This window comes from Streptomyces sp. HB132 (genome assembly GCF_016909575.1).
Taxonomy (GTDB): Bacteria; Actinomycetota; Actinomycetes; order Streptomycetales; family Streptomycetaceae; genus Streptomyces.
This window is the reverse complement of sequence record NZ_JAFBGA010000004.1, coordinates 15,872-30,877: the sequence shown is the minus strand read 5'-3', so window position 1 is coordinate 30,877 and position 15,006 is coordinate 15,872. Positions and strand designations below refer to the sequence as shown.

The 15,006-nt window shown below is 69.8% G+C and carries 13 protein-coding genes; 8 read left to right on the top strand and 5 right to left on the bottom strand.

Annotated features, from left to right (window positions below; genetic code table 11):
• Positions 1 to 70: 70 nt before the first annotated feature.
• Positions 71 to 2,488: an immune inhibitor A domain-containing protein gene (locus JOC24_RS11070; protein WP_205020054.1), complete on the bottom strand. Its 2,418-nt coding sequence runs from the start codon at positions 2,486 to 2,488 to the stop codon at positions 71 to 73.
• Positions 2,489 to 2,882: 394 nt separating this feature from the next.
• Here JOC24_RS11070 and JOC24_RS11065 point away from each other — a divergent pair, with 394 nt between their 5' ends.
• Complete coding sequence (locus JOC24_RS11065) at positions 2,883 to 3,173, top strand: hypothetical protein (RefSeq protein ID WP_205020053.1); 291 nt, start codon at positions 2,883 to 2,885, stop codon at positions 3,171 to 3,173.
• A gap of 11 nt (positions 3,174 to 3,184) precedes the next feature.
• On the opposite strand, the gene JOC24_RS11060 is transcribed toward JOC24_RS11065, so the two are convergent.
• Together JOC24_RS11060 and JOC24_RS11055 are read right to left on the bottom strand one after the other, a co-directional pair.
• Entirely contained in the window at positions 3,185 to 3,841 is a 657-nt protein-coding gene (locus JOC24_RS11060; protein WP_205020052.1) for an RDD family protein, read from the bottom strand.
• 88 nt (positions 3,842 to 3,929) lie between these two features.
• Entirely contained in the window at positions 3,930 to 5,510 is a 1,581-nt protein-coding gene (locus tag JOC24_RS11055) for an RDD family protein (RefSeq protein ID WP_205020051.1), read from the bottom strand.
• A 216-nt stretch (positions 5,511 to 5,726) separates the two neighbouring features.
• Here JOC24_RS11055 and JOC24_RS11050 point away from each other — a divergent pair, with 216 nt between their 5' ends.
• Positions 5,727 to 6,203 carry an SsgA family sporulation/cell division regulator gene (locus tag JOC24_RS11050; protein WP_205020050.1) on the top strand — a complete coding sequence of 159 codons (477 nt, stop codon included), beginning with the start codon at positions 5,727 to 5,729 and terminating at the stop codon, positions 6,201 to 6,203.
• A gap of 17 nt (positions 6,204 to 6,220) precedes the next feature.
• On the opposite strand, the gene JOC24_RS11045 is transcribed toward JOC24_RS11050, so the two are convergent.
• Positions 6,221 to 7,588 carry an FAD-binding oxidoreductase gene (locus tag JOC24_RS11045; RefSeq protein WP_205020049.1) on the bottom strand — a complete coding sequence of 456 codons (1,368 nt, stop codon included), beginning with the start codon at positions 7,586 to 7,588 and terminating at the stop codon, positions 6,221 to 6,223.
• Positions 7,589 to 7,685: 97 nt separating this feature from the next.
• Here JOC24_RS11045 and JOC24_RS11040 point away from each other — a divergent pair, with 97 nt between their 5' ends.
• Positions 7,686 to 9,341 carry a tetratricopeptide repeat protein gene (locus JOC24_RS11040; RefSeq protein ID WP_205020048.1) on the top strand — a complete coding sequence of 552 codons (1,656 nt, stop codon included), beginning with the start codon at positions 7,686 to 7,688 and terminating at the stop codon, positions 9,339 to 9,341.
• A gap of 57 nt (positions 9,342 to 9,398) precedes the next feature.
• Here the strand turns inward: JOC24_RS11040 and hppD are convergent, their stop codons facing one another.
• On the bottom strand, positions 9,399 to 10,544 hold the full coding sequence (gene hppD / locus JOC24_RS11035; RefSeq protein WP_205020047.1) for a 4-hydroxyphenylpyruvate dioxygenase: 1,146 nt from the start codon (positions 10,542 to 10,544) through the stop codon (positions 9,399 to 9,401).
• 122 nt (positions 10,545 to 10,666) lie between these two features.
• Between hppD and JOC24_RS11030 the strand changes: the two genes are divergently transcribed.
• From JOC24_RS11030 to JOC24_RS11010, 5 genes are read left to right on the top strand one after another with little or no spacing between them, the layout of a single operon-like run.
• Positions 10,667 to 11,140, top strand: a complete 474-nt coding sequence (locus JOC24_RS11030; RefSeq protein ID WP_205020046.1) for an Lrp/AsnC family transcriptional regulator — start codon at positions 10,667 to 10,669, stop codon at positions 11,138 to 11,140.
• A 16-nt stretch (positions 11,141 to 11,156) separates the two neighbouring features.
• Complete coding sequence (locus JOC24_RS11025) at positions 11,157 to 11,804, top strand: ABC transporter permease (RefSeq protein ID WP_205020045.1); 648 nt, start codon at positions 11,157 to 11,159, stop codon at positions 11,802 to 11,804.
• Entirely contained in the window at positions 11,797 to 13,068 is a 1,272-nt protein-coding gene (locus tag JOC24_RS11020; protein WP_205020044.1) for a betaine/proline/choline family ABC transporter ATP-binding protein, read from the top strand. Before JOC24_RS11025 ends, JOC24_RS11020 begins: the two co-directional genes overlap by 8 nt.
• Positions 13,065 to 13,919 carry an ABC transporter permease gene (locus tag JOC24_RS11015; RefSeq protein WP_205020043.1) on the top strand — a complete coding sequence of 285 codons (855 nt, stop codon included), beginning with the start codon at positions 13,065 to 13,067 and terminating at the stop codon, positions 13,917 to 13,919. Before JOC24_RS11020 ends, JOC24_RS11015 begins: the two co-directional genes overlap by 4 nt.
• Complete coding sequence (locus tag JOC24_RS11010) at positions 13,916 to 14,887, top strand: glycine betaine ABC transporter substrate-binding protein (RefSeq protein ID WP_205020042.1); 972 nt, start codon at positions 13,916 to 13,918, stop codon at positions 14,885 to 14,887. Before JOC24_RS11015 ends, JOC24_RS11010 begins: the two co-directional genes overlap by 4 nt.
• The last annotated feature ends 119 nt before the right edge of the window (positions 14,888 to 15,006 follow it).

Below are 15,006 nucleotides of genomic sequence, written 5' to 3'. Positions count from 1 at the left end.
CCTAAACACGATCGGCCGCCGCCCGCTAGAGGGCGACGGCCGATCACGCTTTGACCTGCGGTTATGTCGACTACTTACCCGAGGGCCCGACCTTCACGGTCATCGTGGAGCCGCTGAGCGGCTCGTTCACGATGGTGATCCGGGTGTTGGTGTCAGAGACCTTGACACTTCCGGTCGGGTTCTCCGCGTACCAGTAGGTGCCCTTGCGGTCGTCGAAGACCGGGACGCCCAGCGACGGCTTGATCTTCAGCGGCACGTCCGCGTTGTGCAGCGTGAAGCCCTTGTTCGGGTACCAGCTGAACGGTGCGTCGAAGGGCTGGATCTTGTTGCGCAGGAGCGAGCCGTTCGTCCACTTCAGCGGCTTGGCGTGCGAGTCCACCGGAAGGATCAGACCCTGGCCCTCGTGCTGCGAGGTGTTGTTGTCCTTCTGGGAGGTGTCCCAGAGCCACACCATCAGGCCGTTCTGGTAGGCGTAGTGCTCGACCCAGTCCGGGCGGGTGGTGGAGAAGCCGAAGTTGTACGGGCCGACCTCGAGGGTCTTGTCGTACGAGACGTACTGGCGGTTCTCGGCGATGTAGTACTGCGGGTAGTCGTTGGTGAACGACTCACCGATCCGCGAGAAGCCCTTGGCGGTCCAGCCGTTGTCGTCGCCCTCGGCGTTGTCCGTGAAGAGCGCGGCGCCGTCGGCTGTGACCGTGATGGCGTCGGCCGTGAAGCCCTTGCCGCCCGCGCCGCCGTCCGTCTGGTAGCGGAAGCGCAGGTCGATCTTCTTGCCGGCGTAGGCGTCCAGCGGGTACGAGAGCTTCTTGACGGCGCCCGACACGTCGGTCAGGGCCGGCTTGTCGCTGGCGTCACGCGGGATGGCCTTGCCGTCCGCCGTGCCGTCGAGCGCGGTCCAGCTGGTGCCGCCGTTGTCGGAGACCTCGGTGTAGAGGTAGTCGTAGTCGGCCTCGATGTCGTACCAGCCGGACAGATCCAGCGAGGCGGACGTCTTGCCGGTGAGGTCGACCGAGCGGGTCAGGGTGTTCGACAGGTCGTCGCCCATGTCGCTCCACCACTGCTTCGAGCCCTCGGCGGGCTTCGTGACGGTGGTGGTGACTTCCTTCTCGGGCAGCTCGACGACGAGCGCCTGCTTGTCCTTGGTGTTGTACTCCGCCACACCGAGCTTGTGCGTCGACTTCGTGGCGGCCTTGGCCGTGTCGTAGTCGAGCCAGCCGAGCTGGAGCTTGTCCCAGGCGGTCATGTCGCCGGGCAGGTTGCCGATCTCGCCGTCACCGGTGCCGAGCCAGGAGCCCGCCGACATCAGGGACCAGAAGCCGACCGAGTTCTCGCCGCCGCCGGAGGTGTCGTACAGGTCCGGCAGGCCGAGGTCGTGGGCGTACTCGTGGGCGAAGACGCCCAGTCCGCCGTTCTCGGGCTGCGCGGTGTAGTCGCCGACCCAGATGCCCGTGTCGCCGATCTCGGCGCCACCGGCCTTGTTGCCCGCGGGACCCGTCGCACCGGCGTTGGTGCCGTAGGCGTACCAGCGGTGCGCCCAGAGGGCGTCGGTGCCCTGCGCCCCGCCGCCCGCGGACTCGTCCTCGCCGGCGTGGACCAGCTGGAAGTGGTCGATGTATCCGTCGGGCTCGTTGAAGTCGCCGTCACCGTCGAAGTCGTAACGGTCCCACTCGTCGTACTGCGCGAGGTCCGCCTTGATCTCGTCCAGGGTGCGGCCCTTGGCCTTCTGGTCGGTGACCCAGGCGTTGACGCCGTCGCGGACCGTGTCCCAGACGTTGGCGCAGTTGGTGGAGCCGCAGTAGTTCGAGCCGTAACGGGCCTCGTTGTACGGGACCTTGACCCAGTCCGAGACCTCGCCGTCGACCGAGTAGCGCCCGGAGGACGTCTTCTCGTAGTACGTCTTCAGCGATTCCTTGCCCTTGTCCTTCCCCTTGCCCTCACCGAAGTAGAGGTCCTGGAAGTGGGACTGGTCGTAGTCGGCCTGCCAGGCGGTGCTGTTGTCCTTCGCCGGGTCCGGCTCGGATATCTCGTTGTGCAGCGGGCCCGGCGTGCCGCCGTACTTCTTGACGGGCGGCTTCGGGCCGTCGCCGTCGGGGTCGAACATCGTGGTGTCGTCGACCTTGTCGCCGAACTCCACGAGGATGGTGAAGATCTTGTCGGTCTTCTCCCGGCCGAGCTCGACGTACTTGCTCTTGCCGAGCTTGACGACCTTGGAGCCGCCCTTGGCGGTCACCTTCTTGTCACCGGACAGGACCTGCTCCAGCGCGGCCTGACGCTGTGCGTCCTGCTCCTTGCTGAAGGGCCCTTCCAGGTCGTGCTCGTGCGCCTTGGCCGGCGCGGGATCGCGCCGGTCCACGATGGAGGCGCCGGAATCCGACACCTTGTCGTCCGCCTGCGCCGTGGCGAAGGCGGACGCCGTCGCAGCGGTGGCGGCCAGGCACACGGCCACGGCGGTGGCGGTGGCGCGCAGCGCTCGTCTCTGAGTGGTCACTTGATGCAGTCCTCCCCGGCGTTCGCAGCCGCGGCCAGGGGGTTGAAAACGGGCCGCGCGCGTTCAACGCGTCACAAGTGACGACATTCGATCGGAGTTATGAGAGAAAAGACAGATCTTGACTTGGACATACCAAGTGCACTATGCGGGAGACCTCTTCCGTTATCCGGACGTACATCGGAGGTACACCGGTCCCTGCCGCTCGACCCGACCGGCGCGCCGTCGGCTCCCGCCGACGGCGGTGTGACTCCGTGCGCCCCCTGTGCACCGGCACCGTGGGTTAGGTCACGCTTACTACCCGTTCTTCACGGGCATCCACCGTCGTAGAGTCGATTGACAGTGCGAACGTGTCGAGAGACTGCCCCTATCCGACGCCCCGAGGACGGATACCGCCATGCCGCGTCCGACAGCCGCACAGTTCTCCTACGGTTCGGCCACCGTCGTCTTCTCCGCCCTCGCCATGCTGCTGCTCTTCCGTACGGAATCGGGCATCGGTGTCGCCCTCGTCGGCACCGCGGCGCTGGCCCTGGGCCTCCTGGTGGCGATGGCCCTGCCCGCCCGCACGACGACGGTCCGGAAGGTGACGGCGGCGCCCACCGCCACCCGTACGCACCGCACGATCGAGGACATCGAGATCGCCACGGCGCGGCGGGAGCACGTCGGCGAGCACTCACTGCGCCACTGACCCCTCCCGGCTCAGGGGACGGTGACGACCACGGTCTTGCCCGCCTTGTCCTGAAGGCCCTGCCGGTAGGGCTTGTCCGTGAACATCAGCACGATGTTGATGAGCCACCACAGGCAGGGGCAGCACAGCAGCGCCGGGAGCCAGAGCACGACGGCCCGCATCAGCGAGGAGTTCGTGTCGGGCACCGAGCCGTCGTTGAGCATCGCGACGCGCATCTTGAGCAGCCGCTTGCCGAGGGTCCGGCCGTCCTTGTGGGTGAAGTACGTGTCGTAGGCGACGTAGACCACCAGGCCGATCAGCGACCACACCAGCTGATGACCCGAATAGGCGTTGCCCACCGCGTTGCCGAAGTCGTCGTTGCCGTCGTCCGACGTGACGTCGACCGCCCCGCCGAAGGGCAGCGAGATCAGGTACAGCGGGATCGAGATGATGAGCAGGTCGATCAGCCGCGCGAGGATCCGCTTGCCCGGTTCCGCGAGCGGCGGCATGCCGGCCAGCGGATCCGCACCGCCGTAGGGGCCACCGCCGCCGTACGGGTCCTGGGGCGGCGGAGGCGGGGGCGGCCCGCCGCCGTAGGGCGAACCGCCCGGCGGGGTCGGGGGCCCCTGCGGCGGCCTCTTCGAGAAGGGGTCGTCGTCGGGCGGCGGAGGCGGTGGTTCGTTGCTCATGGGGGCAGTGCACCCCGGCCAGTGAAGGCCCGCAACGGCTGAGGTCCCTTCGGGGGACGGGGCGTCAGCACACGGGCGTACGGGGCCCCTACCGGCCGGCGACGAAGGTACGGGCCGCCTTGTCGTGCCAGCACTGGCGCCACGGGCGGTCGATCAGGCACCAGAGCACGTTGAGCACGCCGACGGCGACCAGGCCCAGCACCCCGTACACCAGCCAGCGGCGCAGCGCGGCGCCCAGGCCCGGCGCGTCGTGGGACTCGATGTCCCGTACCTCGAGACCGCACAGCTTCTTGCCCAGCGTGCGGCCCCACTTGGCGGTGGGTACGGCCTCCAGGACGCAGCCGAGGACGAGGAAGGCGGCGAGGACCCCACCGAACAGTCCGGCCGTGGTGGAGTCCAGGAGCCAGACCGTGACCGTCTCGCCGGACATCTTCGCCGCTTCGATCTTCCGGTCGATGTGGTCCATCGCCCGGGTGACCAGGGGGAATCCGGCCGCCCCGGCCAGCACACCGAGGACGACGGTGTCGAGGATCCGGGCGGCCAGCCGCTTGCCGAGGGCGGCGGGCCTGACGGAGGCCTGGGACCGGACGAGCTGCTGGAAGGGGTCGTCCACCGGGGGCTTCCAGGGCACGACGGGCTGCTGCTGATCGGGACCGACACCCTGCGCGGGCATCGGGCTCAGCGGCTGGGGCGCGGGCTGCTGCGGGCGTGCCGTCTGCTCGGGCCGGGCGAACTGGTGGGCCTGCTGCGGCCAGGACGCGGACCCGCCATCGGGGCCCTGTGTCAGGGGCGCGTTCAGCCCCGGGGCCGCTGCCTGCGGCGGGGTGGGCGACGGAGCGGGGGCCGGGGGCCGCGGGGTGCCGCCGGGCGGCACCGCGCGGATCGTCATCGTGCCCTCGGCCTGGGCGTCGTCGCGCGGACGCGAGGGGCGGGCGGCGGTGCCGGGGCCCACCGCGCGGATGGTGACCGTGCCGTCTGTCGGCGGGCGGCTGCCGGTGCCGGTGCCGGCACTCCTGCCGGGCCGGTCGGCGCGGAGGGTGACGGTGCCCTCGGACACCGCGTCACCGCCGTCCCGCATGCCGGGCACGGGGCCACGCGTCGGGTCGGGGGTACCGGGCCGCCGGGGGCCGGCGGACTCGCCGTCCGTGGGGGTGGCAGCGGTGGGTGGCGTGGAGTGCGGCGTCGCGGCTTCGGGCGTGCCCGCGCCGGGGGTTCGCGGACCGGGAGTGCCTGCCCCGGGAGTTCGCGGATCGGTGCCGTCCGCCCCCGGCGTACGCGGGTCGGGGCCGCCCCACGAGACCCGGTGGTCGCGTTCGCCGCCGAAGCCGGACTGCCGGGAGGTGTCGGCCTGCCAGGCGGACGCCGGCAGGGGCCGGCCGGGGGCCGCGTCGGCGTCCGCCCCGCCGTCTCCTCCGGCAGGGGCCGCACCCTCGACCTCGTCGAGGTACATCGGCCCGGTCTCGTCCACCTGGGCCGGAGGCCGCGGGGCGGCGTCGGCCGTGGGGGCGGGAGCCGGCGCGGACGCCGTCCCGCCCGGCGGTGCGGGCCGGCTGGTGCCGGGGACCCATGAAGCGCCGTTCCAGTACCGGACGTATCCGGGAATGGACGGGTCTGGGTAGTACCCCTCGCGGGGGCTTTCGTCACCGGGTGCCGGGGTTGGGGCGCTCATCACCGTGGTCCCGTATCTCTTCGAGGCCTCAATACAAGGGTCCACATCTATCAGACCTCCGAGCACCCCCGTGCCTGTCCTGGTGTTTGGACCACTTTCAGGGTCGGGGGAAGTTTTTCTGGGAAGTCGCGTCATAGACGTCGGGGAGGGCGGTCTCTCCTTGTGCGGACCGGTCACGGAACCGGCCCCTACGAGCATCGGAAGGTCGTACACCTCATGCAGAACGCCGTGGAACGCGAACTGGAAGTGAAGCTGGTCCTGTCGCCCGAGCGGTCGGTCCCCGTGCCCGCGCGGCTGTCCTACTTCACCGACGACCCGTACGCCGTGCACATCACCTTCCACGTCGGCTCCGAGTCGCCCGTGCACTGGACGTTCGCCCGTGAGCTGCTGGTGGAGGGGGTGTTCCGGCCCTGCGGACACGGGGACGTACGGATCTGGCCGACGAAGGTCGCGGACCGGGGTGTCGTCTGTGTCGCGCTCACCTCACCCGATGGCAACGCCCTCCTGGAGGTGCCGTCCGCCGCCGTCTCCGCCTGGGTGGAGCGCACCCTGCGGGTGGTGCCTCCGGGGACCGAGAGCGGGCTGCTGGGACTCGACGGGGCCCTCGCCGAACTGCTCACCCCGCTGCCCGCCGACGACCTGTGGCTGAGCGATCCCTGGTCGCAGGACGAGCCGCAGGACGGCGAGGCCTGAGCGGCGGTGCGCGGGCGTCAGAACAGCTTGCCGGGGTTGAGCAGCCCGAGCGGGTCGAAGGCTGCCTTGATCCCGCGCTGCAACTCAAGGCCCACCTCGCCGAGTTCGCGGGCCAGCCATTCCTTCTTCAGTACGCCGACGCCGTGTTCGCCGGTGATGGTGCCGCCCAGTTCGAGGCCCAGCGCCATGATCTCGTCGAAGGACTCGCGAGCCCTGCGGGACTCGTCGGCGTCCGTGTGGTCGAAGCAGACGACGGGGTGGGTGTTGCCGTCGCCCGCGTGGGCGCAGACACCGATGGTCAGCCCGAACTTCTCGGCGATCGCGGCGGTTCCCTCGATCATCGCGCCCAGCCGGGAGCGCGGCACGCACACGTCGTCGATCATCGTGGCCGACTTGACGGTCTCCAGGGCTGGGAGGGCCGTCCGGCGTGCCTGCAGCAGGAGTTCGGACTCGGCGACGTCGTCGGCGGGCACGACCTCGGTGGCCCCGGACGCCTTGCAGAGTTCCCCGACGGCGGTGAGGTCGGCCGTCGGGTCGGGCGTGTCGAAGGCACAGAGCAGGAGGGCCTCGGTGGATTCGGGGAGGCCCATGGAGGCCATCGCGTTGACGGCACGCACGGTCGTCCGGTCCATCAGTTCGAGGAGTGACGGTGTGTGCCCTCGCTCCATGATCCGGCACACCGCGTCGCAGGCCGCGGCCGCGGAGGGGAATTCGGCGGCGAGCACGAGCTGCCGCGGTGGCATGGGCCGCAGCGCGAGGACGGCCCTGACGACGATACCGAGGCTGCCCTCCGAGCCGACGAAGAGCCGGGTGAGGTCGTATCCGGCGACGCCCTTCGCGGTACGCCGCCCGGTGTTCAGCAGCCTGCCGTCGGCCAGGACGACCTCCAGGCCGAGGACGTACTCGGCGGTGACGCCGTACTTGACGCAGCACAGCCCGCCGGACGCGGTCCCGATGTTGCCGCCGATCGTGCACATCTCCCAGCTCGACGGGTCCGGCGGGTAGTACAGGCCGTGTTCGTTGACGGCGCGGGACAGCGTGGCGTTGACGACTCCCGGTTCGACGACCGCGATCCGGTCGACCGGGCTGATCTCCAGGATCCGGTCCATCTTCACCAGGGAGAGCACGATGCAGCCGTCGGAGGCGTTGGCCGCGCCCGAGAGCCCGGTCCTCGCACCCTGGGGGACGACGGGGACCCGCAGGGCGGTGGCGGTCCGCATGACGTGCTGGACCTCCTCGACCGTGCGCGGGAGCACCACGACGGCGGGAGTGCCGGCGTCGCAGAAGCTCGCCATGTCGTGGGCGTACGAGGCAGTGATGTCCGGGTCCGTGATCAGTGCCTCGGCCGGAAGACCCGCGCGCAGTCGTTCGAGGAGTGCGTCCATGATCCGAGCGTGACACCCGGGGCCAATGGTGTGAACCCGTCTGCGTCAGCCTTCACGGAGCGCGATGTGATCTTCGTACTGACGCAGAGTGATGACCATGGATGCCAAGCCGCAGCAGAACCCGGAGCCGCTCCCCTCCACCCTGCCGCCCCAGGGTGCGACGTCCGTCCCACCGCCTCCCGCGCCGATGCGCACGACGCTGCGCAGGGCGGCGTTCGGCGCGGTGGCCGGTGCCGTGCTCGTGGCCGGTGCGGTGATCGCCGTCCCGGACGACTCCGGGGACGGCGCGGACCGCCCGCAGGGGCCCGTGGCACGGGCCGAGGCCGCGGCCGCCGCGGGCTCCCCGGCGTCGCTGTCCGATCTGACGGCCCTCATCGGTGACCGGCAGAAATGGGTGGAGACGCATCCCGCCGACGCCCCGTCCTGGGCGGTGCTCGGCTCGGCGTACGTGGAGTGGGGGCGCCGTTCCGCGGACGCCGCCTACTTCACCCGGGCCGAACAGGCCCTCCAGCGCTCGCTGGCGGCGCAGCCGGGTGAGCGCGGGAACACGGCGGCGTGGGTGGGCCTCGGGTCTCTCGCCAACGCCCGGAACGACTTCCTCGCCGCCAAGAAGTGGGGCGAGACCGTGCGGACGCGGCAGCCGAAGAACTGGACCGCGTACCCGGTGCTGATCGACGCCTACAACGGCCTCGGCGAGTACGCGGCGGCGGCCAGGGCGACGGAGAAGTTCGGCGCTCTGCGCAAGGGCGCCCCCGGCCTGGCCAGGACGTCGGACATGTACCGCAACCAGGGCTGGCGTGAGGACGCCCTGGCCACCGCCCAGGAGGCGGCGGACCGCGCCGCCACGCCGGCCGAGAAGGCGGCGTCCCTGCACCGTCTGGGGGAACTCGCCGCGGAGCGCGGCGAGCCGGCGGAGGCTCTCGCACAGTACGACGCGGCCCTGCGTACCGACCGCGGTCACCTCGCCTCCCTGGGGGGCCGGGCCCGCGCGCTGGCGGCCCTCGGCCGCACGGACGAGGCGCTGGCGGACTACCGGACGGTGACGACGAAGCTGCCACGCCCCGAGTACGTGCTCGAACTGGGCGAGCTGTACGAGTCGCTGGACCTGGACGGCGACTCCCGCACCCAGTACGCGAAGCTCCGCGACCTCCTGACGCGGGCCGGGACCTCCGGGGTCAACGAGTCGCTGACCGAGGCCCGCTTCGAGGCCGACCACGGCGACCCGGAGGCGGCGGTGGAGCTGATGCGCACCGAGTGGCAGGCGCAGCGCCGCAGCTCTGCGGTGGCGGACACGCTGGCCTGGTCACTGCACCGGGCGGGCCGGAGCGAGGAGGGCATGCAGTACGCGGAGAAGGCCGTGGAGTCCGGCGTGCGGAACGCCTCGTACGCCTATCACCTGGGAATGATCGAGAGCTCTCTCGGCCAGGACGGTCCGGCCCGCGGCCATCTGGAGGAGGCCCTCCGGACGAACCCGGACTTCTCGCCGCTCGCCGCTCCGTCGGCCCAGGAGGCCCTGGACGCCCTGGGTGAGCCGGCGGCGGGCGGCCCGGAGTTCATGCAGCCGCCGGCTCCGGAGCCCTCCACCGAGCCGGAACCTTCGCCGTCGCCGTCGCGGGATTCCGGGGCGGACGCCTCGCCGGAGCCCGCGCAGCAGCCCTCACGGACACCCTCGCAGGCACCCGGGGAGCTCCGGTCCGGGCAGTCGGCGGCCCCGTCGCCGCAGGCGAGGCCGAGCGCCACCCCCACTCCGTGACCGCACGCTGAAGGGGTCCTTCTCCCACCCGGGAGAAGGACCCCTTCGTCGTGGTGGCTACAGGTTGCCGCGCTTCTCCTGCTCCCGCTCGATCGCCTCGAACAGGGCCTTGAAGTTGCCCTTGCCGAAGCCCATCGAGCCGTGCCGCTCGATCATCTCGAAGAAGACCGTCGGGCGGTCCTGGACCGGCTTGGTGAAGATCTGCAGCAGGTAGCCGTCCTCGTCACGGTCGACGAGGATCTTCAGCTCGCGCAGCGTCTCCACGGGCACGCGGGTCTCGCCCGCCCACTCCCCCAGGGTGTCGTAGTACGAGTCCGGGGTGTCCAGGAACCGCACGCCGGCCGCACGCATCGCCTTCACGGAGGCGACGATGTCGTTCGTGGCGAGCGCGATGTGCTGGACGCCGGCGCCGCCGTAGAACTCCAGGTACTCGTCGATCTGCGACTTCTTCTTCGCGATCGCCGGCTCGTTGATGGGGAACTTCACCTTCAGCGTGCCGTCCGCGACGACCTTCGACATGAGGGCGGAGTACTCGGTGGCGATGTCGTCGCCGACGAACTCCTTCATGTTGGTGAAGCCCATGACCTTGTTGTAGAAGGTCACCCACTCGTTCATCCGGCCGAGCTCGACGTTGCCCACGCAGTGGTCGATGGCCTGGAAGGTCCTCTTGGCGGCCGGCTCCACGATCGGGTCCGCGGCCACGTATCCGGGGAGGTAGGGGCCGTCGTAGCCGGAGCGCTCGACCAGGGTGTGCCGGGTCTTCCCGTACGTGGCGATGGCGGCGAGGACGACCGTGCCGTGCTCGTCCTTGACCTCGTAGGGCTCCGTGATGCCCGTAGCGCCGTGCTCGACGGCGTAGGCGTACGCCGCGCGGGCGTCGGGGACCTCGATGGCGAGGTCGACCACACCGTCGCCGTGGGCGTGCACGTGGTCGGCGAGGAAGGTGCCCCACTCGGTGGACGCCTTGATGACGGAGGTGAGGACGAAGCGGGCCGAGCCGTTGGTCAGGACGTAACTCGCGGTCTCGCGGCTGCCGTTCTCCGGTCCGGAGTAGGCGACGAGCTTCATGCCGAAGGCGGTCGAGTAGTAGTGCGCCGCCTGCTTGGCGTTGCCCACCGCGAAGACCACCGCGTCCATTCCCTTGACCGGGAAGGGATCGGCCTGCCGGGCGGTGTCGGGGGTGGTGTGCACAGTCTCAGTCATGTCCGAAGGTTCCCGACGCTTCGCAAGGTGCGCAACAGTTCGCGTATCCACTGGGCAATCTGTGCAGCCTGCGGCAAGGATGGGCGGGCTATCTGTACAGCCTGACCACCGGGAGACGGATCATGGCGATCGATCATCTGGACGGCCGGCTCATCCTGCTGCTGGCCCGCGAGCCCCGCATCGGCGTACTCGAGGCGTCGCGGCGGCTCGGAGTGGCGCGCGGGACCGTGCAGGCCCGGCTGGACCGGCTTCAGTCGAATGGCGTCATCCGGGGGTTCGGCCCGGACGTGGACCCCGCCGCCCTGGGCTATCCCGTCACCGCGTTCGCGACGCTGGAGATCAAGCAGGGGCAAGGCGCCGACGTGCGGGCCCACTTGAGTGGCGTACCGGAAGTCCTGGAGCTGCACACGACGACCGGGCACGGGGACATGTTCTGCCGGCTCGTCGCCCGCTCGAACGCCGACCTCCAGCGGGTGATCGACCGCGTGGTCGGCTTTGATGGCATCGTCCGGGCCTCCACGGCGATCGTCATGGAAAACCCGGTGCCGCTGCGTATTATCCCGCTGGTTGAGCAGGCTGCAGAGGACACCGACTGAGCCTACGGAGCAACATGTGAACTTCTGGGAGTATGTGGGCACCCGCCACCAGCAACTTCTCACCGACACGTATCAGCACGCCAGCGCCGTCTTCCAGTGCATGGTCATCGCCACGCTCCTCGGCGTACTGATCGGTGTCGTCAGCTATCGGAGCAGTTGGGGCGGCTCCCTGGCCATCACGTCCACCTCGGCGATCCTCACCATCCCTTCGCTCGCCGCGATCGGTCTGCTGATCCCCCTGGTCGGCCTGGGAGTCCCGCCCACCGTGATCATCCTGACGCTGTACGGGCTGCTGCCCGTCGTCCGTAACTGCATCGTCGGGCTGCGCGGGGTCGACCCGTCGCTCGTCGACGCCGCCAAGGGCATCGGGATGTCGCGGACACGACGGCTCCTCAAGGTCGAACTGCCCCTCGCATGGCCGCCCATCCTCACCGGCATCCGGGTCTCCACCCAGATGCTGATGGGCATCGCCGCCATCGCCGCCTACGCCTCGGGCCCCGGACTCGGCAACGAGATCTTCGGTGGCCTCGCCTCACTGGGAAGCGCAAACGCCATCAACAAGGTCCTCGCCGGCACGATCGGCATCGTCATCCTCGCTCTGCTCTTCGACGCCGCCTACGTGCTTCTCGGACGGCTCACCATCCCTAGGGGGATCCGTGCCTGAGACCGTCACCGGGTCGACGGAGTCGGCCCCGCCCCGCCCCGCGAGCACCTCCGGTGCCACCATCCAGCTGGAGAACCTCAGCAAGTCCTACCCCGGCAGCCCCACCCCGGCCGTGGACGAGGTGTCCATGGACATCAAGGCCGGCGAGACGGTGATCCTCGTGGGCCCCTCGGGCTGCGGGAAGTCCACCACCCTCAAGATGATCAACCGCCTGATCGAGCCGACGTCCGGGCGGATCAGGATCAACGACGAGGACGTCACCGACATGGACCCGGTGAAGCTGCGCCGCAAGATCGGTTACGCCATCCAGTCCTCCGGTCTCTTCCCGCACATGACGGTCGCGGAGAACATCGCCCTCGTACCGAAGATGACGGGCTGGTCGAAGTCCGGGGTGAAGGACCGGGTCGAGGAGATGCTCGACCTCGTCGGGCTGGACCCCCGGGAGTTCCACGGGCGGTATCCGCGCCAGCTGTCCGGCGGCCAGCAGCAGCGCGTGGGGGTGGCGCGGGCCCTGGCCGCGGACCCGCCGGTACTGCTGATGGACGAGCCGTTCGGGGCGGTCGACCCGATCACGCGCGACCACCTCCAGGACGAGCTGATCCGGCTCCAGCACGAGCTGCACAAGACGATCGTCTTCGTCACCCACGACTTCGACGAGGCCATCAAGCTGGGCGACCGGATCGCGGTGCTCCGGGAGCGTTCGCACATCGCGCAGTTCGACACCCCCGAGGCCATCCTCACCAACCCGACGGACGACTTCGTCTCAGGCTTCGTGGGCGCGGGCGCCGCGCTGAAGCGGCTCAACCTGACCCGTGTGCGGGACGTGGGGATCGCCGACTTCCCCACGGTGACCGTCGAGGACCCGCTCCAGTCGATCTTCGACAAGCTGCGGGACGGCCGGCACAACGAGCTGCTGATGCTGGACCGCCGCAACCGCCCCTACAAGTGGCTGCGCCGCGGCGACCTGATGCGGGCCAAGGGTTCGCTCGCCAGGGCCGGACAGCTGGTGCACGACACCGTGACCCGAGACGCGACGCTGCACGACGCGCTGGAGGCGGTGCTCACGGACAGCGGCGGGCGGGTCGCCGTGACGGGGCGGCGCGGTGAGTTCATCGGCGTCGTCGACATGCACACCCTGATGAACTCCGTCCAGGAGCTCCTGGAGGCCGACCGCCTCGCCGCCATGGAGCACGAGCACGACCTGGAGGAGCTGCGCGTCCACCGGACGGAGCAGGAGCAGGAGGGCGGTGGCAGCGGGCTATGACCCCCAGTCATCAGGCTCCCCCCAAGGGAGCACGACCGCCCGGAGAGCACGACGTCGGCGGGCACGCCTTCCGTGACGAGGAGGCGGAGCCCTCGGTATCGCCGTCGGGTCCGGCGCGGCGGATCACCTGGCAGAAGCTCGTCCTGGTGCCGGCCGTCCTCGCGGTCGTCCTGGTCGCGACCTATCTGTGGATCTCCAACGTCGAACTCGACTCGATCGCGAAGAACTCGCTGGCCGGGGACATCGTCGAAGTCCGCTGGTGGCAGCACGTGAGGCTGACCGCGATCTCCACCTTCTGGGTGCTGATCATCGCGATCCCGCTCGGCATCGCGATGACCCGGCGCGGGCTGAAGAGGGCCGCACCCGGGGTGACGGCCCTCGCGAACATCGGGCAGGCCACACCCGCCATCGGGCTGCTGGCCCTGCTGGTGATCTGGCTGGGCATCGGGCCGTCGACCGCGATCATCGGAATGGTGATCTACGCGGTGCTGCCGGTGTTCTCCAACACGGTGGCGGGGCTGAACGCCATCGAGCCGACCCTCGTCGAGGCCTCACGGGGCATCGGCATGTCGGCGATGGGCACCCTCACCAAGGTGGAACTGCCGCTCGCGGTCCCGCTGATCCTGGCGGGTGTGCGCACGGCACTGGTACTCAACGTCGGCACGGCGACCCTCGCCACCTTCGGGGGCGGCGGCGGACTCGGCGACCTGATCACCTCGGGGATCCAGACGCAGCGCATGCCCGTGCTGATCCTCGGATCCGTACTGACCGTGGTGCTGGCACTGCTCGTGGACTGGCTGGCCTCGCTGGTCGAACTGTGGCTGACGCCGCGCGGACTGGAGGAAGCGTGAGGGTACGTACGGGCCTGGCATCGGCGGCCGCGCTCGCCCTCCTGCTCACGGGGTGCGGGCTGAAGAGCGGATCGCCGCTGGTGGACGAGGTGGAACCGGGATCGATCGGACAGGGGCAGCCGCTCAAGGGCGCTTCCCTGACGGTGACCTCGAAGAACTTCAGCGAGAACATCATCCTCGGCCATGTGATGGGCCTGGTGTTCAAGGCGGCCGGCGCCGAGGTCCTGGACCGCACGAACCTGCCGGGGTCGATCAGCGCCCGCGAAGCGGTCGCCCAGGGCGAGGCCGACGCGCTGTACGACTACACCGGCACGGCCTGGATCACCTACCTCGGCCACGCCGAACCGATCGTCGACCCGCAGAAGCAGTGGAAGGCGGTCCGCGACGAGGACCTGGGCAACGGGGTGACCTGGCTTCCGCCGGCCACCCTCGACAACACGTACGCCCTGGCGATCAGCAAGAAGAACAACGCCAAGTACAACCTGAAGACGCTCTCGGACGTGGCGGCGCTCGCCAAGAAGGACCCCAAGGCCGTCACGGTCTGCGTGGAGAACGAGTTCGCCTCGCGCGACGACGGACTGCCGGGCATGCAGAAGAAGTACGGGATGAATCTGCCTGCCTCGAACATCCAGAAGATGGACGCCGGAATCATCTACACCCAGGTCTCGGATTCCAACTCCTGCCTGCTGGGTGAGGTGTACACCACCGACGGCCGGATCAAGGCCATGAACCTGGACGTCATGGAGGACGACAAGCAGTTCTTCCCCAACTACAACGCGGCACCCGCCGTCCACACGGCGACCCTCGACAAGTATCCCGAGATCGCCGAACTGCTGGCCCCGGTCACCGAGAAGCTGACGACGCAGCTCGCGCAGGAGCTGAATTCCAAGGTGGACGTCGACGGCCAGGACCCGCACGAGGTGGCGAAGGACTGGCTGGTGGAGGAAGGATTCATCAAGGAGGGCTGAGCGGGAGCACCGCAACCCATCCGACGCCTGGGCCTCTGCCGCGAGTCGCGGCAGAGGCCCAGGCGTCGGCGTGTGCGGCCTGACCGCCGCCACATGCCCCCCTTGTGTACAAAGAAATT